The following is a 17088-nucleotide window of genomic DNA, read 5'->3' as shown; positions in this document are numbered from 1 at the left end:
TTTCGCTGGAGGGTCGCTGTTTGGCGACCCTCTTTTTTGCACTTGCGCGGCGGGATGGTAATATCGTTACGTTTGAACTGTTTCGATGTGAAACCGAGGAGATTCCCTCTATGAGTGCTGACTACCCGTCAATGACTACGGCCGAGATCCGCTCCAAGTTCCTCAACTTCTTTGAGGAGCGCGGTCTTAAGCTCTATCCTTCTTCGTCCCTCGTCCCCGACGATCCTTCACTGCTGCTTGCCAACGCCGGCATGAACCAGTTTAAGGAGTACTACCAGGGCAAGAAGACCATGAAGGAGATTGGCGCGATCTCCTGCCAGAAGTGCGTCCGCACCAACGACATCGACTGCATCGGCGAGGACGGCCGTCACCTGTCGTTCTTCGAGATGCTCGGCGATTTCTCTTTTGGCGGCGTCTCCAAGGAGCAGGCTTGCGCCTGGGCCTTTGAGCTCATCACCAAGGAGTTCAAGCTGCCGCTCGACCGCCTGTACTTTACCGTCTTTACCGAGGACGATGAGACCCATGACGTGTGGCGCTCCCTGGGCGTTGCCGAGGACCACATCTCCCGCTTGGGCGAGGACGACAACTTCTGGGCCGCTGGCCCCACCGGCCCCTGCGGTCCGTGCTCCGAGATCTACTTTGACATGGGCGAGGAGGTCGGTTGCGGCAGCCCCGACTGCAAGCCCGGCTGCGACTGCGACCGCTTCCTTGAGTTCTGGAACCTCGTGTTTACCCAGTACGACCGCCAGGAGGACGGCTCCATGCCGGAGCTGCCGCACCGCAACCTCGATACGGGCATGGGCCTGGAGCGCATGGCTGCCATCATGCAGCACAAGACCGCCAATTACGACGGCGATCTGATGCAGCACCTCATCAAACTCGGTGAGGAGATTAGCGGCAAGACCTATGACGCCGATGACTACTCCGGCGCCAGCCGCTCCCTGCGCATCATCGCCGACCACTCCCGTGCTGTCGACTTTATGATCTCGGACGGCATCCTTCCCGGCAACGAGGGTCGCGAGTACGTCCTTCGCCGTCTGCTCCGCCGTGCCGTGTTCCACGGTCGCCTGCTGGGCATCGAGGGCGCCTTCCTGACCAAGTTCATCGACGAGGTCAACGCTCAAATGGGCGAGGCCTATCCCGAGTTGCTCAAGAACGTCGCGCTCGTCAAGGGTATCGTTGCCTCCGAGGAGGAGCGCTTCTCCACGACGCTCGACAACGGCCGCGTGTACCTGGACGAGGCCCTGGCAGCGCTTGCCGAGGGCGCTGTGCTTCCGGGCGATGTCGCCTTTAAGCTGCACGACACCTTTGGTTTCCCCATCGATCTGACCGTCGAGATCGCCGGCACCGCTGGCCACGACGTCGACATGGACGGCTTCACTGCCTGCATGGAGGACCAGAAGGCCCGCGCCCGCGCTAACGCCAAGGGCGACGCCTGGGGTAGCTTCAACGACGTGTGGGTCGAGCTTTCCGACAAGGTCGCAGCGACCGAGTTCGACGGCTATGACAACGATGTGATCGAGGGCGCCAAGGTTGTCGCCATCGTGCGCAACGGCGAGTCCGTCGAGTCCGCAGCCGCGGGCGAGGATGTCGAGGTCGTGCTCGACCGCACCCCGTTCTATGCCGAGATGGGTGGTCAGCAGGGCGATGCCGGCAAGCTTTCCGCCGAGGGCGTTGTTCTGACCGTTGCCGACACCAAGAACCACAACGGCCTGTATGCCCACGTCGCGCACGTTGCCGATGGCACGCTGACTGTCGGTGCCGCTGTGACCGCCGCTCTCGACGCCGAGCGCCGTGGCTTCCTGCGCCGCAACCACACCGCCACGCACCTGCTCGACGCTGCCCTTAAGCAGGTCCTGGGCGAGCACGTCTCCCAGGCCGGCTCGCTGGTGACGCCCGAGCACCTGCGCTTTGACTTTACGCACTTCGAGGCCCTTTCCTCCGAGCAGCTCAAGGCTGTCGAGGACTTGGTCAACCAGCAGATCTTCGCCTCCAAGCCGGTCGTGACCCGTGTTATGGGCATCGACGAGGCTAAGGCTGCCGGCGCTGTTGCTCTGTTTGGAGAGAAGTACGGCGATGTCGTCCGCGTCGTCTCCGTGGGCGCCGAGGACCAGCCGTTCTCTCGCGAGCTCTGCGGTGGCACGCACGCTGCCAACACCGCCGAGATCGGCCTGTTCAAGATTATTTCCGAGTCCTCTACGGGCTCGAACGTCCGCCGTATCGAGGCCGTGACCTCTAAGGGTGCTCTCGACTATATGGCCGACCGCCTTGCACTCGTTGACGCCGCCGCTGCTGCGCTCAAGTGCCGCGTCGACGAGGTTCCCGCCCGTGTGGAGAACCTGCAGGTCGAGCTGCGCGAGACGTCCAACAAGCTCAAAAAGGCTCTGACCGGTGGTTCCTCCGACGCCATTTCCAGCTCCATCGAGGGTGCTGTCGAGCTCGGTGGCTACAAGCTCGTCGTTGCTGAGCTCCAGGGCCTTGAGGCTGCCGACCTGCGCAACGTATGGGATACCGTGCACCAGAAGGTCGCCGGCCCTGTCGCTTGTGTCGTCGCCAGCGTGACTGAGAAGGGCACTCCGGCCCTGCTCGCTGCCGGCTCCGATGACGCCGTGAAGGCCGGGTTCCACGCCGGTAATGTGATCAAGCAGATCGCGGGTCTGGTCGACGGTCGCGGTGGTGGCCGTCCCAACATGGCCCAGGCCGGTGGCAAGAATGCTGCCGGCATCGCCGATGCCCTCGCGGCCGCCAAGACCGCGCTCGGCGCCTAAGAATCTAAGAAGTCACTGTGGTCGCGCTTGCGCTGGACATAGGGGAGACCAGGATTGGCATCGCCGTCTCGAGCCGTGATGGCAAGATGGCGATGCCCGTCAAGGTGCTCCCGGCCGCCGAGGTCACCGGTATGGCCAAGACGTTCCGCTACCTGGTCGAAGACTATGAGCCCGACATCCTGGTAAGCGGACGTCCCCTGACCATGGGCGGTGAGCCCGGCCCCCAAGCCGAGCGCGTTGCCGCCGTGGCGCAAAAGATTGCCGACGAGCTCGATCTTCCGCTGGAGTTTGAGGACGAGCGTCTGTCCTCGCAAGAGGCCAAGCGTATCCTGCGCGAGCAGGGCCTCAACGAAAAGCAGATGAGGGGCAAGATCGACATGATTGCCGCCAGCCTTTTTTTGCAGACGTGGCTCGATCGTAAAAACGAGGAGGTTTCGCATGCCTAGTGCTTCCGATCCGCGCCAGCCGAATCGTACACGTCAGCCGGCGTCGCGCCCTGCCCAGCCTGGCCAGCGTCCGGCACAGCCGACGCAGCGCGCAGCTCAGCCTGCCGCGCGCCCGGTGCAGTCCTTCTCTCGTTCGGCCCAACCTGTTCAACGGACGGGTCAGCAGCCTTCTGCTCGTTCGGTTCAGCATCCGGCTTCTCACGCGGCTCAGCAGCCCACTGCTCGTACGGCCCAGCCTGCAGGCGGTACCCGCTTTAAGCAGCAGGCACCTACCCAGCGAACGCAGGCCCCCCAATCGCATTCTCATCACGCCCGCGGTTCGCATGGCGTTGCTCCGGCGACCCGCTCGAGCTACAACACGCATACTCGTCGCGGTGCTCAAAAGAAGAGCTCTCCGGTTCCCATGATCATCGGCGTTGTGGTGGCGGTGCTTGCGCTTGTCGCGATCGTTTTCTTTGTCGTGCCGGCCGTCAAGGGCTTCTTTGCCGGTGAGGATACGAAGGTCACGGCTGGTCAGCAGGTTACGGTAACCATTCCCGACGGTGCTTCGGGCGATACGATCGCCTCGATTCTCTCCGAGAACCATATCGTCGAGAATCCCAAGGATTACTATGCGGCGGTGAAAAAGCTCAACGCCGATATGTCGCTCAAGCCTGGTACCTATTTGTTCACCACACTCATGGACGCGACCAAGGTTGTTCAGCAGCTCATGGAAGGTCCCAACGCGGGCTCCAATGCGCTAACAATCCCTGAGGGCCTGACGGTCGATCAAGTCGCCGATCGTGTGGCCCAGGCCTACGATGGCATCTCTAAGGAAGACTTCCTCAACCAGGCTAAGGCCTCCAACTACGTGGACGACTATAGCTTCCTTAAGGGCGCCGCCAACGACTCGCTTGAGGGTTTCTTGTTCCCCAAGACTTATTCGTTGGGCGATTCGCCGACGGTCGATGACGTGATTCGCGCTATGCTCGATCAGTTTAAGACCGAGTACAAGTCGCTTGACTTTGCGAGCTGCGAAGCCAAGATCAAGGAACGCTACGGTGTGGAGATGTCCGACTACGACATCGTCAACTTGGCCTCTATCGTTGAGCGCGAGGGCCTCAACGCCGACCAGCGCGCGCACGTGGCCTCGGTCTTCTACAACCGTCTTGCCGGCAAGCTCGATGGTCTGCGCTATCTCAACAGCGATGCGACCATGATGTATGTCACCGGTGGCGAGGTTACCGCCGACGACCTGCAGAGCGATAGTCCGTATAACACCTATAAGCATGAGGGTCTGCCACCCACGCCCATCTGCTCTCCGTCGCTCGAGGCACTCAAGGCCACGCTTGAGCCGACCGACTCCGATGACCTGTATTTCTACATTACGCAGGACGAGGAGTACTTCTCGCAAACCTACGAAGAGCATCAACAGTCTTGGAATTAGCATGAGGATTTTTAGCCCCAAACGTTACGTTGCCTCGGTCGATCGCATCGACCTTGATACCCTTTGGGCCGACGGCAAACGCGCCATTCTGCTCGATCGCGATAACACCCTGGTGCCGCGTGACACCGAGCAGGTTCCCGCTGCGGTTTCCGCTTGGCTCGATACCGCCCGCGCCAAAGGCTTTAAGCTGTGCATGGTGTCCAACAACTGGCATCGCGACCAGGTCATGGCATCAGCACGCGAGCTGGGACTCGAGGCCATCAGCCATGCCATGAAGCCGGCGCCGTTTGCCCTCAAGGCGGGTCTTAAGCGCCTCGGCGCCACGGCCGACGAGGCGGTGCTGATCGGTGATCAGCTCTACACGGACGTGTGGAGCGGCAACTTCGCCGGCGTCGATACCATCCTGGTAAAGCCGCAGGCCACGCAGGACCTGTGGTATACGCAGATCTTCCGTATCTTTGAGCGCCGGGCCCTGCGCGACCTTCCCTGCGAGGAATAGGTCTCGTCATGTCCCAGCACACCAAACACGGCTGCGACCATATCTTCTTTATCGGCTTTTTGGGCGCGGGCAAATCGACGCTCGCGCGCAACGTCGGCACTATGTTCAAGCGGCGTTTTATCGATACCGACCGCCTAGTCGTCCGCCGTTGCGGCAAGTCGGTAACCGAGATTTTTGAGACCGAGGGTGAGGATCGTTTTCGCGAGCTCGAGACCTCGGCGCTCCGTTCGCTCCAAAGCGAGCTCAGTCTGTTGGTTTCGTGCGGTGGCGGTATCGTCGAGACGCCGGTGAATATTGAGCTGATGCACGAAATGGGTACGTGCGTGTACCTCGAGGGCGACTTTGAGGATTCGATTCGCCAGATTCGTCGGTCCGACACGCGCCCCGATTTCCGCTCGCCCGAGCATGCCGCGCGCTTGTTTGAGCATCGCCGTCCGCTGTATCGCCAGGCCGCCGATATTACCCTTGATATTCGCAACAAGTCCTTCGAGGACGTTTCCTACCTTTGTGCCGAGATGCTTTTGGAGCGTGGACTGCTATGATTCGCCGCCAACTGATCAATTTCCAAAACCGCAGCGTCGATGTCCGTGTCGGATTGGGCGCGTTCGATGAGCTGTCGCGTATGTTTGCCTCGGCTGTGGGCAAGCCTAAGCGCGCGATGGTGGTTTGGAACTCCGCCTCGTCAGAACGTTTTGATGAGGTCGTCGAGCATGCGCTGGTCGACGCCGGTTTTGCCGTGTCGCTGCTCGTCCTCGAGGTTTCGCCTGCTGGTGCCACGCTGGCCGACGCCGATGCTATCTTTGGCGCCCTGTCTGCCAACCGCATCACCTGCGACGATCTGGTTGTCGCTGTTGGCGATGCCGCAACCTGTTCGGTTGTTGGCTGGTGCGCCAACCAGTGGTGTGGCCGAACCGAGTGCGCGCTGCTGCCGACGACCTTCGACGCCATGCTCACGGTCGCGACGACCATGAAGCCGCTCGTCGCCTCGTTGGCCAATGCGCTTCCCGCTATCGCGTTCCGTCCCGAACCGGGCTTGGTTGTGTGTGATCTCGACCTTGTTCGCGAGGCGGAACCCGAGGACCTCAAGTTCGGCTATGCGGTACTTGTTGGCACCATGCTTTCGAGCAGCAAGTCCCGCTGGAATCAGTTTACTGAGACCGTCCCCGAGATTCTCGCGGGCGAGGAGGTCGCACTCGTCAATGCCGTTCAATGGTCTCAGACTGCCCGCAAGGACGTGCTGACGGCCACGAACCCGAGCGCTCGCCATGCGCTCGATTTTGGCAAGACGGGGGAGCGCACCCTGCGCGCTTGCTTGGGCGATGCCGCTTCGCAGGTCCCTGCCTACCAGCTGTTGTCCGAGGGCATGCGCTTTGAGGCGCGCCTAGCACACGATGCCTGCGACTTCGATATCGACTATGTGTTTGATCTCGATGACTGCCTGGAGGACTTTGGCATCGAGGAGCTTGCCTTCGACTTGGAGCCTGCCGCATATATCGAGGAGTTCCGCAGACAGCAGTTTGTCCGCTCGAACCGCAGCATGCTGCCGCTGCCCGCGGCGCTCGGCGCCATTCGCCTAACGAGCGTCGAGGACGAGGTTCTTGAGCGCCATGCTCACGCCTACTTGGCTTCTCGTAAAGAACTTCTCTAAGATTTATTGACTTCCATCGTCTTTCGTATCATGTTGAGGGGCGGGTTTTCAATCGGTTGCGGATCGCATGCGATTCCGTCGTTCGGTTGAGACCCGTCCCGTCTATATTGAGACAACAAGAAAGGAATCTGCATGTCTGAGTTTGCTGCCGGTCCTGCCGGTCGTATCGAGCGTGTCCGTGCCCTGATGGTCGAGCGTGGCTACGACGCCATCGTGGTGCGCGACGAGGCCAACCTTCGTTGGCTTACGGGCGTGAAGGGCGTCTTCGACTACACCTTCGAGTTCCCGCACGCTGCGTTTATTACGGCCGACCAGTGCCTGTTCCACACCGACTCGCGCTACCTCAACAGCTTTGAGGAGAACACGCCAGCCGGCAGCCCCTGGGTCTACGACATGGATGAGGGCACCATCCCCGGTTGGGTCGCCGGCAAGATCGCGGCCAACAAATGCCGCGTCTGCGCTGTCGAGGACGATATGCAGATTAATTTCTACCAGGGTATTCAGCGCGGCCTGGAGGACCGTTCCGTCGCCTGTATGCTGCCGCTGATGCACGACGATATCCGCAAGATGCGCGCCATCAAGGACGCCGAGGAGATTGAGCTCATGCGCCATGCGCAGTCGATCACCGATGCCGCTTTCCAGCACATGCTCGGCTTTATTAAGCCTGGCATGACCGAGAAGCAGGTTCGTAACGAGCTCGAGAACTTTATGTTCGCCAACGGCGCAGACAGCCTTGCCTTCGGCTCCATCGTGGCGAGCGGTCCCAACACCGCCAACCCGCATGCCGTGCCGAGCGACCGCGTGATCGAGAAGGGCGATTTCGTTCTCATGGATTATGGCGCGGGCTATTGCGATTACCGCTCCGACATGACGCGCACTGTCGTGATGGGCGAGCCCACCCAGGAGCAGCTCGACCTGTACGCACTCGTGCGCCGCACGCACGAGGAGTGCGTCGCCGCCATCCATCCGGGCGTTGAGGGTAACGACATCTTCAAGCTTTCCAAGAAGATCATCGGCGATGCCGGCTATGGCGATTACTACAATCATGGCCTGGGCCACGGCGTCGGTATTGACATCCACGAGCTGCCCAACTTCAACCGCAGCAAGAACACCATCGAGATCGGCTCGGTTGTCACCATGGAGCCCGGCGTTTACCTGCCCGGCGTGGGCGGCGTGCGCCTGGAGGATTACGGCGTGGTCACCGAGAACGGCTACGAGCCTTTCACCAAGACCCCGCACGACCTGCACGTCATCGATTGCTAGCCCATTTCGATAGATTTTTGGGGCGGGGCGTCCGGATCGATTCGGACGCCCCGCGTTCTCTTTTTATGCGCTCGCCGCAGGCGCCGTCTGCAAGTGTATAATTTCTGTCGTATGTAATTTGGACGCTTGTGCGTTCTGCCCATAACAAGAAAGGTCGCTATGCCTACCATTTCTACCGCCGACTTCAAGAACGGCCTCGGTCTCCGTATCAAGGACAAGGTCTACACCATCGTCGAGTTCCAGCATGTCAAGCCGGGCAAGGGCGGCGCGTTTGTGCGCTACAAGACCCGCGACATCAAGAGCGGCCGAGTCGTCGAGAACACCTGCAACGCCGGCACCAAGTTCGAGAGCGTCATGCTCACCACCCGTGAGTTCCAGTACCTCTACAACGATGGCACCGACTACATCTTCATGGACAACGAGTCCTATGAGCAGGTTCCCGTTCCCGAGGACATGGTGGGCGAGAACTCCAAGTGGCTGCGCGAGAACGACATCTGCCAGCTGCTCTTCGCCGACGATGAGCTCATGGGCGTGACCCCGCCGATGTTCATCGAGACCACCATCGTCCAGACCGACCCGGGCTTTAAGGGCGACACCGTCCAGGGTTCCACCAAGCCGGCCACGATCGACACCGGCGCTGTCATCCAGGTCCCCATGTACCTCAACGAGGGCGAGGTCATCAAGGTTGACACCCGCGACGGCAAGTTCGTCTCCCGCGTCTAGCAACCAACTCTTCTAGGAGGACTCATGCCCCAGGAAATCAAGATTGACGGCATCGGCATTTCGCCCGATGTTCTGACCGCCATCGTCTCGCGCGCCGTGTCGGATGTCGAGGGCATCGCCTCCGTTGGCGTCAAGGACCTTGCCACCAACCTTGTCTCCATGATGCTCTCGTCCAAGGCCCCGGCTTCTGAGCCGGCGGTCGAGGCCGAGGTCGTCGGCGACAAGCTCGCACTCACCGTGCGCGTCGTGGTGTTCTTTGGCTATCCGTTCAAGAAACTCGCCGAGGCCGTTCGCGCCGCCGTGGTCGCCGCCATCGATGCCCAAGTGGGCGTTGAGGTTGAGCGTGTTGACGTTTGCATCGACGGCCTCGTTTTCCCCAAGGAGTAACCTTTGAGCCTTAAGGTTTATCGCGGGCGTACGCTTGCCCGCAGTCAGGCGCTGCAGCTGCTGTTCCAGGCCGAGGCCACGGACAGTCCGCTCGAGCGCGTCCTCGAGGGCGATTTCCTGATCTCGAAGGGTCCCCTCGACCCCTATGCGCTGGAGCTTTGCCGCGGTGCCTACGAGCATATCGACCGCATCGACTGCGCTCTGCGCTCCGTTGCCAAGAACTGGGATCTTATGCGCATGCCCGGCGCCGACCGCAATCTGCTGCGTATCGCCGTTTACGAGATGCGTTTCCTCACCGACGAGGAGGTCTCGGACGCCATCGTGATCAACGAGGCTGTCGAGCTTGCCAAGGCCTATGGCACCGACCAGTCCGCGTCGTTCGTCAACGGCGTGCTGGGCAAGATCGCTCGCAGCGAGGAGCTGCCGGGTGAGGACCTGTACCAGGAGCTGCTAGCCGAAGATCGCGCCCGCGAGGAGGCCCAGGCTGCCGAGGCTGCCGCAAAGGTTGCGGTTGCTCAGGCTGAGGCTGGCGTGCTGGCCGAGGATGCGGATGCCGCCGGGGCTGACATCGACTCCGTCGAGGAGTAGTCATGCCAGAGGGTTCTGTCCGTAACTTCGACGAGATCTCGGACCGCTTGGACCAGATTATCGCTACCGTTCGCTCCAAGGATACCTCCTTGGAGCGTTCGCTCGATTTGTTTGACGAGGCGATTGAGCTGGGCTCCCGCGCGGTCGATATGGTCGACAAGTTTGAGTTGACGCCGCGTGAGGCCGACAAGCTCGAGCAGGAATACGATGAGGATGCGGCAAACGAATCCCAGGATAGCTAGGCCGCATTTCCGGATACGAATGGTTGATGGCATTCATGAAACGCGTGCGTCTTGATGACGAACTGATTTCACAGGGCATCTGCGCCGATCGCGCGGATGCCCTTCGCACTCTTATGGCCGGCTTGGTCTCGAGTGGCGGCGAGCGCTTGACTTCGCCGGGCCTTAAGGTGATCCCAGGCCTGCCGCTGCACGTGAAGGGGCGCATTCCCTATGTTGGCCGCGGCGGACTTAAGCTCGAAGGTGCGCTTGATGCTTTTGGCATCAATCCGACGGGCCTTGCCTGTCTGGATGTGGGCTGCTCTACCGGCGGCTTTACCGATTGTCTGCTCAAGCGCGGAGCTGCGACCGTTGTCTCGGTGGACGTGGGTCGCGCCCAGTTCGATTGGTCGTTGCGTCAGGACGATCGCGTGATGCTGCATGAGCGCACAAACGTGACGCAGCTGCCTGAGCTTGGCTATGCCGGCGCCATCGACCTGGCTGTGTGTGATGTCTCGTTTACCAGCATCGCGAACATTATCGATGCGGTGCTGGCGTGCCTGGCGCCTACGGGTGCATTCTGCACGCTCGTAAAGCCGCAGTTTGAGGCTCCGGCGGCGCTGGTGGGCGAGGGCGGCATTGTGACCGATCCCGCCGTGCGCCGCGATACACTCGTGGCGGCGGTTGAACTCTTTGCTGCCAAGGGCCTCTTCCCGGTCGATGTGTGCGTGTCACCCATTCATGGTGCCAAGGGCAACGTTGAGTTTTTCCTGTACGGCACGAGATTTGACCCCGGCGACCGCTCGCAAGACGAGCTGCAATTCCAGGTATCGGTTATGAGCGAGAAAGCTGCAATGCTATGAAGGTCTTTCTGGTTCCCAATTATTACAAGCAAGAGGCGGTCGAGAGCGGCTTGATGCTCGAGCTTTGGCTGACGCGCCAGGGCTATGAAGTCGCATGGGCTGCCGACCAGCGATCGAAGATTCAAAGCACGCCTGATATTGATGGCTCCGATCTGGTCATTACGCTCGGCGGGGACGGTACGTTGCTGCGCGCTGCCCGCATCCTCAACCATCGCGAGATTCCTATCCTCGGTCTTTCCTATGGTCACCTGGGCTTTTTAACTGCTGCGAGTCCCGAGGAGCGCGACATTCTGCAGGTCGTAAGCGACGCCCTGTCCGGCGAGCTGCATGTGAGCCGTCGCGCCACCATCGCTGCGGATATCGTGTCCGTGCGCGAAGACGGTACGAAGGATGTCGTGCGCACGTTCGCCCTCAACGACATGGCGCTCACGCGCGGCCCCCTGTCCGATATGGTCGAGTTTGACATCACGGTGTCCGGCCACCATATCGATCGCCTGCGTGGCGACGGCGTGGTCGTGTCCACGGCGACCGGCTCCACTGGCTATGCACTATCCGCAGGCGGCCCCATCGTGAGCCCCGACTATACGGGCATGGTCTGCGTACCCATTGCGCCGCACACCATTCAGGCTCGTGCCTTTTTGACTTCGCCGAGTGATGTCGTCGAGATCTTTATGTCTGATGACCGTCCGAGTGTTCCGGCGATTGCTATCGATGGACAGTTTATTACCTGCGACGGCACCGTTGAGAGCGTGGCTGTGCGCCGCGGGCCCGGAGATGTGCTGCTCCTCGATTACGGCCCCGAGAGCTTCTATAACTCGGTGAGCCGCGTTTTCTACGGAGTCCGTCATGATCGATGAGCTGCAGGTTTCTAACATTGCACTCATTCGCGAGGCGACGCTGGTTCCGAGCGCGGGCCTAACGGTTCTGACCGGAGAAACCGGCGCCGGCAAGACCGCGCTGCTCTCGGCCCTCAAGCTTATTTTGGGCGAGCGCGCGGATTCTTCGACGGTGCGCGAGGGCGAGGCGCTTGCTAGCGTTGAGGCGCGGCTGTTCGACGGTCCACACGACACGGAGGGTTTCACGGTCCAGCGTAGCCTTTCTGCCGAGGGCCGCAGCCGCGTGAAGATTGACGGCCGCATCGCCAGTGTGCGCGAGCTTTCGGAGCGCGTTGGCGTGATGATGGATCTGTGCGGCCAGCACGAGCACCAGCGCTTGCTCGATCCGGCGCATCACGTTGCGATGGTCGATGCCTGGGCGGGGCGCTCTGCGCTTGAGGCGCTGGATGTGTACCGCGCCTGCTTTAAAGCCTCGCGCGCGGCTGCCAAGGAGGTCCGTCGCGTCGAGGAGGCCTCGCGTGCGCAGGGGAGTCGCGTCGAGGAAGCGCGTTTTGCCCTCGAGCGCATCGGCGAGGTCGACCCCAAGCCAGGCGAGTATGAGGAACTCGAGGAACTGCTGCCGCGCTCCGAACATGCCGAGGTACTGGTTGCCACAGCTAATGATGCCCATGCATCGCTTGCCTCTGAAGGGGGAGCGCTCGATGCCGTGAACAGTGCCGTGGCGGAGCTTTCCCGAATGGCTACCGTCGATCGCAAACTGGGCGACATTGCCGATGCACTTTCGGATGCCTGCATCTCTCTTGAGGATTGCGCGAACGAGCTTCGTTCCTATCGCGATGGGGTCGCCTTCGATCCTCGCGAGCTCGCTCGCATGCGCGAGCGGTATTCCGACCTCAAGGGCCTGCTGCGTCAGTGGGGTCCGACCATGGACGATGTCTTTGCCATGCGCGACCGCTCACAAGAGCTGCTGTCGCTGGTCGATGATGGCGATGAACAGATCAAAAAGGCGCGTGAGGCACTCGGGAGCGCCGAGCGCGAGCTGTTCGCTGCTGCCAGGGCACTTAAGCGCGCTCGCAATACGGCGGCCCCGCGCTTCTGCCACGAGGTCGGCCGCCAGATGGCTCGCTTGGAGATGGGCGGTGCCGAGCTCGTCTGGGAGTCGCGCGATCTTCCCCGTGCTGAGTGGACGCCCGTTGGTCCTTCGAGCTACGAGCTGCTATACCGCAGCGGTGCCGGCTTGACGCCACGTCCCCTGCGCCGCATTGCGTCGGGCGGCGAGCTCAGCCGCGTCATGCTGGCAAGCAAGGTCGTCCTCGGTAACGCGGACGGTGTTGATACGCTGGTGTTTGACGAGGTCGATGCTGGTGTCGGTGGCTCCACGGCGCGTGCGCTCGCGGGCGTGCTGGCAGATCTCGCCGCTACGCATCAGGTGATTGTCGTAACCCACTTGGCGCAGGTCGCCGTCATGGCTGACAAGCATTATGTCGTCAGCAAGGAACCGGGCGATGTTCCCCAGACGCATTTGGACGAGGTAACCGGCGAAACGCGTACCGCCGAGATCGCCCGCATGTTGAGCGGCGATCAGTCCGAGGCAAGCCTGGCGCACGCCAAGCAGATGCTTGCGGAGGCGCGTGCCTAGGCCGAGCCGCCACACGCATGTCCAACCCGGCCGCCACGAAACGGGTCCATCTACTACGTTTGGTAGGGCATCGGCAACCACGCCAAGAATTGCAAAAAGAAAACCGCAGGTAGAACGCCTGCGGTTTTCTCTATTTTGGGTGTATGGTTGGCGGTTGCGGTTAAAACGTAGTAGATGGGCGGGTTTCGTGGCGAGGGGCGTCTATCGGCTCCCCAATTTACCTACTCAACGACCTTATCCGGCTGGATGAGCTCCTCGTAGTAGCTGATATGCTCACGCGCGTCTTCAATCTCGGGCAGCAGGAAGTTGTAGATGACTTCGATGATCATCGTGGCGCTGATCTTGGAGAAGGCAAAGTCGCCCGTCGTCAGTAGCGCTTCGTGGTTGACGGTATTAAAAGTGTAGTCTGCCAGGCGCGCGAGTGGGGATTTGCTGTCGCTGCTGATGACGACTACGGTTGCGCCGCAGTCGCGAGCCGCTTTTGCCATGCGATTCAGTCGGCGCGATTTGCCGGAGTTTGAGATTAGCACGATGACGTCACCCGGGCGCAACGTGAGCGCAAAGCCGATTGATGTCTCGCTAATGGTACTCGTCATGCAGCGCAGGCCCAGCTGCGAAAACTTAAATGTCGCGTCGAGCGCGACCGCGTTTGTATTGCCCACGGCGGCGAACTCAATAACGCCGGCATTCTTAAGCGCGTGTACAACTGCGGCCAACGTGTCGTGATCAATGCCGTCGATGGTCGCATTAAGCTCACTCACCTTGGCGGCGAGGATATTTTTAAGGCTCTGCTCCATGTTGTCGAGTGAGACCTCGTCGGTCAGGCCCTCGTTGCGCTGACTCTCTAAGTCGCGCGCCAACGAAAACTGAAAGCTGCGGAAGCTGCCAAAGCCCAGCTTGCGGCAGAAACGCGAAACGGTCGCCTCGGACGTGGCGGCAGCGCGCGAGAGCTGAGCGGCCGTGAGGCGTGGCGCCTCGGACTGGTGCTCCAATATATAGTCGACAATGCGCTGCTCGGACTCGCTGTATCCCTGATGGGTACTAATGAGGGAAAGTGCGCTCTTGCTACTATCGGTCATGGATGGCTCCTGGTTGGCATGAAAATCTAGCTTGATTTGCAATGCCATAGTATACGGGCATTTTCAATTACAAGATACACCTTGCCGTTTCAAGTGTTGATGGTAAACTTTCACTTGCCGTTTACGGTTATGAAAGAACCTTTCACCGGAGAATTGCGACTTGTCTCTTCTCACGCGGACGGTAGGTTGGTATCTTTCAAGTGTGGAAAAACGCGCATCGAAGCGCGTGTAGGGGAGCGCCCGCGGGCGCTGTACTCAAGAAGGAGGGACACATGGCTAAGTTTGACATCATCGCCGCGACCGGTTGCCCGACCGGCATTGCGCACACCTTCATGGCGAAGGAGGCGCTGGAGAAGGCTGCTGCCGAGCGAGGTCTGACCATTAAGGTCGAGACTCATGGCCAGGTCGGCGTCGAGAACGAGCTCACCAAGAGCGAGATCGCCGGTGCCAAGGCCGTCGTTGTCGCAGCCGATAAGGATGTCCAGGCTGAGCGTTTCGCCGGTAAGCCCATGGTTTCCGTCGGTGTTTCCAAGGCCCTGTCCGTCGAGGCCGCCGGAAAGCTGATCGACCGCGCGCTCGCCGCCAAGGGCGACGACACGGTTGCCGCTGCCGCCGATGTCGAGGACGAGGTCGAGGAGAAGGAGTCCATCGGTCACGTCATCTACAAGCACCTCATGAACGGCGTCAGCCACATGCTGGTCTTCGTCGTTGCCGGTGGTGTTCTGACCGCCATTTCGTTCCTGTGGGGCATCACGTCCTTTGATTCGACGGCTGCCGACTACAACAGCTTTGCCGCGATGCTCAAGATTATCGGCGGTATCGCCATGAACCTCATGGTTCCGGTGCTCTCCGCTTACATCGCCGAGTCCATCGGCAAGCGCCCGGCGCTCGTCCCCGGTTTCGTCGCCGGTATGATTGCCATCCAGGGCTTGCCTGTTAACGCCGATACCGGCATGATCGACGCCGGTGGCGCAGGTGTGGGCTTTGGCTTCCTAGGCGGCATCGTCGGCGGCTTCCTCGCTGGCTATGTCATCCTGCTGCTCGAGAAGGTTTTCTCTAAAATTCCTGCGAGCCTTAATGGCCTGAAGGCAATCTTCCTGTATCCGCTGTGCTCTACCGCCATCGTCGGTCTGGTCATGCTCGGTATTTCCGGCCCCATGGCTGCCATTAACCAGGGCATGATGGATTTCCTGCAGAGCCTCGGTAACTCCGGTCCGGTGATCCTTGGCCTGGCCATCGGCTGCATGTGCGCCTTTGATATGGGCGGCCCGGTCAACAAGGCTGCTTACGCTACTGGCACCTTCCTGCTCGGTACCGCTCTCGAAGCTGGCGTCGGCACCGAGACCTACAACTTCGGCACCAACTTCATGGCTGCCGTCTCCGCCGCTTGCATCGTTCCGCCGCTGATCACCACCTTCGCCGTCGTTGTCGGCAAGAAGTACTTCAGCCAGGAGGATCATGACGCCGGTATCGTCAACCTCATCCTTGGTTGCACCCACATCACCGAGGGCGCCATTCCGTTCATGACCAAGAACATCTGGCCCGTTATGCCCATCATGATGCTCGGTTCTTCCATCGCTTCCATCTTGACCATCTTCTTCAACGTTCACGATCCGGCGCCTCACGGCGGCTTCCTGGTCCTGCCCGTTGTCGAGAACGGTCCGCTGTGGGTCCTCGCGATCCTCATCGGCGCTGTGGTCGGTGGCATCCTGTTCGTGGCCTTCAAGAAGTACGACTTCGAGAAGAACCAGAAGCCCGCTCCTGCAACCAAGCCGGTTGAGGCCCCCAAGGCCGCTGCCGTCGAGGCCCCCAAGGCCGAGGCTGCTGACTTCGTGAAGGTCGAGAACGTCTTTGTCGCCGAGGACTTCGCTTCTCGTGACGAGGCTCTGAGCTTCGTTTCCAACCAGGCTGTCAAGGCCGGTATCGCCAGCGACGCCGACGCCGTGATGAACGCCTTCCTGGCCCGCGAGGCCGAGGGCACCACGGGCATGATGGAGGGCTTCGCCATCCCGCATGCCAAGTCCGACGCCATTACCGAGGCTGCCGTCATCGTCGTCAAGGACGAGTCCGGCGTGACCGGTTGGGACACCATGGACGGCGCTCCCGTCAACGTTGCCATCGCCCTGCTCATCCCGGGCGCTCAGGCTGGAACCACGCACCTCAAGATCCTGTCCAAGGTCGCCGAGGCGCTTATGGACGAGGGCTTCCGTGCCACCGTCAAGGGTTCCACCGACGCCGCCGAGATCGCCAAGACGATCAACGCTCGCCTGGTCTAATCCCCCAGCCCGCGAATAACATCGCCCCCTGTATATAAGGCGGAGTCCCTCCCCAGGGCCTCCGCCTTTTTTCTATCCCTCCCATAAGTTGCGGTGAAATAGGGACTGTTTAAACGATTCAACCCCAAATTCAGTCCCTATTTCACCGCAACTTACAAAAGGGCATAGAGGGGGCTACCTATCGAGTCTTTGTCGCGAACAGATCATTAGCCAGAATTCCGTTCGCACGATATTGCTCTGGACCGACCGAGTTTCTGCAGCTTGCTCGCCCACAGGGGGCCGGGCGCGGCCTGTGAGATTTATCGCGAGTTCCGCACGAGCCGAAGAGCACTTAATGTGCTCTTCGTGCGAGCAGGACTGTAGAGCAGGAAATCTCACAGGCCGCGCACGGGCCCCTGTGGGCGAGCAAGCGGACGACAAACACATCTG

General features: G+C 60.8%; 16 protein-coding genes. 15 read left to right on the top strand and 1 reads right to left on the bottom strand.

Annotated elements, in window-relative coordinates; genetic code table 11:
- Positions 1-110 precede the first annotated feature (110 nt).
- From alaS to AB5Z54_RS09345, 14 genes are all read left to right on the top strand, one after another.
- Entirely contained in the window at positions 111-2768 is a 2658-nt protein-coding gene (gene alaS, locus AB5Z54_RS09410; RefSeq protein ID WP_138374850.1) for an alanine--tRNA ligase, read from the top strand.
- Positions 2769-2785: 17 nt separating this feature from the next.
- Positions 2786-3214 carry a Holliday junction resolvase RuvX gene (gene ruvX, locus AB5Z54_RS09405; protein WP_138374851.1) on the top strand — a complete coding sequence of 143 codons (429 nt, stop codon included), beginning with the start codon at positions 2786-2788 and terminating at the stop codon, positions 3212-3214.
- Complete coding sequence (gene mltG / locus AB5Z54_RS09400; protein ID WP_229042312.1) at positions 3207-4640, top strand: endolytic transglycosylase MltG; 1434 nt, start codon at positions 3207-3209, stop codon at positions 4638-4640. Before ruvX ends, mltG begins: the two co-directional genes overlap by 8 nt.
- 1 nt (position 4641) lies before the next feature.
- Positions 4642-5139 carry a YqeG family HAD IIIA-type phosphatase gene (locus AB5Z54_RS09395; protein WP_117639353.1) on the top strand — a complete coding sequence of 166 codons (498 nt, stop codon included), beginning with the start codon at positions 4642-4644 and terminating at the stop codon, positions 5137-5139.
- 8 nt (positions 5140-5147) lie between these two features.
- A complete protein-coding gene (locus AB5Z54_RS09390) occupies positions 5148-5681 on the top strand; it encodes a shikimate kinase (protein WP_368135454.1) in 534 nt (177 codons plus the stop codon).
- The gene (locus AB5Z54_RS09385; protein WP_368135453.1) at positions 5678-6787 is read left to right on the top strand and encodes a hypothetical protein; all 1110 of its coding nucleotides are present in this window, start codon (positions 5678-5680) and stop codon (positions 6785-6787) included. The genes AB5Z54_RS09390 and AB5Z54_RS09385 overlap by 4 nt, the downstream gene beginning before the upstream one ends.
- Before the next feature lie 132 nt (positions 6788-6919).
- The gene (locus AB5Z54_RS09380; protein ID WP_271736262.1) at positions 6920-8050 is read left to right on the top strand and encodes a M24 family metallopeptidase; all 1131 of its coding nucleotides are present in this window, start codon (positions 6920-6922) and stop codon (positions 8048-8050) included.
- Between the two features lie 159 nt (positions 8051-8209).
- The gene (efp, locus tag AB5Z54_RS09375) at positions 8210-8773 is read left to right on the top strand and encodes an elongation factor P (RefSeq protein WP_006233983.1); all 564 of its coding nucleotides are present in this window, start codon (positions 8210-8212) and stop codon (positions 8771-8773) included.
- 24 nt (positions 8774-8797) lie between these two features.
- Positions 8798-9160 (top strand): Asp23/Gls24 family envelope stress response protein, encoded by a 363-nt coding sequence (locus AB5Z54_RS09370; RefSeq protein WP_006233982.1) that lies wholly within the window; start codon positions 8798-8800, stop codon positions 9158-9160.
- Positions 9161-9163: 3 nt separating this feature from the next.
- On the top strand, positions 9164-9748 hold the full coding sequence (gene nusB, locus AB5Z54_RS09365; protein ID WP_368135452.1) for a transcription antitermination factor NusB: 585 nt from the start codon (positions 9164-9166) through the stop codon (positions 9746-9748).
- A gap of 2 nt (positions 9749-9750) precedes the next feature.
- A complete protein-coding gene (locus AB5Z54_RS09360) occupies positions 9751-9990 on the top strand; it encodes an exodeoxyribonuclease VII small subunit (RefSeq protein WP_006233978.1) in 240 nt (79 codons plus the stop codon).
- A 35-nt stretch (positions 9991-10025) separates the two neighbouring features.
- A complete protein-coding gene (locus AB5Z54_RS09355) occupies positions 10026-10829 on the top strand; it encodes a TlyA family RNA methyltransferase (RefSeq protein WP_368135456.1) in 804 nt (267 codons plus the stop codon).
- Positions 10826-11686 (top strand): NAD(+)/NADH kinase, encoded by an 861-nt coding sequence (locus tag AB5Z54_RS09350; protein WP_035138200.1) that lies wholly within the window; start codon positions 10826-10828, stop codon positions 11684-11686. Before AB5Z54_RS09355 ends, AB5Z54_RS09350 begins: the two co-directional genes overlap by 4 nt.
- Entirely contained in the window at positions 11676-13304 is a 1629-nt protein-coding gene (locus AB5Z54_RS09345; RefSeq protein ID WP_368135451.1) for a DNA repair protein RecN, read from the top strand. The genes AB5Z54_RS09350 and AB5Z54_RS09345 overlap by 11 nt, the downstream gene beginning before the upstream one ends.
- Positions 13305-13525: 221 nt before the next feature.
- On the opposite strand, the gene AB5Z54_RS09340 is transcribed toward AB5Z54_RS09345, so the two are convergent.
- Positions 13526-14383 (bottom strand): MurR/RpiR family transcriptional regulator, encoded by an 858-nt coding sequence (locus tag AB5Z54_RS09340; RefSeq protein WP_229026410.1) that lies wholly within the window; start codon positions 14381-14383, stop codon positions 13526-13528.
- A 272-nt stretch (positions 14384-14655) separates the two neighbouring features.
- Here AB5Z54_RS09340 and AB5Z54_RS09335 point away from each other — a divergent pair, with 272 nt between their 5' ends.
- The gene (locus AB5Z54_RS09335) at positions 14656-16659 is read left to right on the top strand and encodes a fructose-specific PTS transporter subunit EIIC (protein WP_368135450.1); all 2004 of its coding nucleotides are present in this window, start codon (positions 14656-14658) and stop codon (positions 16657-16659) included.
- Positions 16660-17088 lie beyond the last annotated feature (429 nt).

Origin of the sequence: Collinsella aerofaciens, from assembly GCF_040910185.1 — a bacterium.
Lineage (GTDB): Bacteria > Actinomycetota > Coriobacteriia > Coriobacteriales > Coriobacteriaceae > Collinsella > Collinsella aerofaciens_BF.
The sequence above is the reverse complement of the archived record's forward strand: the minus strand, read 5'-3'. Positions and strand labels throughout refer to the sequence as shown.

Bases quoted from the DNA above. Each gene is read 5' to 3' on its own strand.
- AB5Z54_RS09385 (WP_368135453.1), top strand. From the start codon at position 5,678: ATGATTCGCCGCCAACTGATCAATTTCCAAAACCGCAGCGTCGATGTC.
- efp (WP_006233983.1), top strand. From the start codon at position 8,210: ATGCCTACCATTTCTACCGCCGACTTCAAGAACGGCCTCGGTCTCCGT.
- AB5Z54_RS09350 (WP_035138200.1), top strand. From the start codon at position 10,826: ATGAAGGTCTTTCTGGTTCCCAATTATTACAAGCAAGAGGCGGTCGAG.
- AB5Z54_RS09345 (WP_368135451.1), top strand. From the start codon at position 11,676: ATGATCGATGAGCTGCAGGTTTCTAACATTGCACTCATTCGCGAGGCG.
- AB5Z54_RS09335 (WP_368135450.1), top strand. From the start codon at position 14,656: ATGGCTAAGTTTGACATCATCGCCGCGACCGGTTGCCCGACCGGCATT.
- AB5Z54_RS09355 (WP_368135456.1), top strand. From the start codon at position 10,026: ATGAAACGCGTGCGTCTTGATGACGAACTGATTTCACAGGGCATCTGC.
- AB5Z54_RS09395 (WP_117639353.1), top strand. From the start codon at position 4,642: ATGAGGATTTTTAGCCCCAAACGTTACGTTGCCTCGGTCGATCGCATC.
- AB5Z54_RS09370 (WP_006233982.1), top strand. From the start codon at position 8,798: ATGCCCCAGGAAATCAAGATTGACGGCATCGGCATTTCGCCCGATGTT.
- AB5Z54_RS09360 (WP_006233978.1), top strand. From the start codon at position 9,751: ATGCCAGAGGGTTCTGTCCGTAACTTCGACGAGATCTCGGACCGCTTG.
- alaS (WP_138374850.1), top strand. From the start codon at position 111: ATGAGTGCTGACTACCCGTCAATGACTACGGCCGAGATCCGCTCCAAG.
- AB5Z54_RS09380 (WP_271736262.1), top strand. From the start codon at position 6,920: ATGTCTGAGTTTGCTGCCGGTCCTGCCGGTCGTATCGAGCGTGTCCGT.
- AB5Z54_RS09340 (WP_229026410.1), bottom strand. From the start codon at position 14,383: ATGACCGATAGTAGCAAGAGCGCACTTTCCCTCATTAGTACCCATCAG.
- AB5Z54_RS09390 (WP_368135454.1), top strand. From the start codon at position 5,148: ATGTCCCAGCACACCAAACACGGCTGCGACCATATCTTCTTTATCGGC.
- mltG (WP_229042312.1), top strand. From the start codon at position 3,207: ATGCCTAGTGCTTCCGATCCGCGCCAGCCGAATCGTACACGTCAGCCG.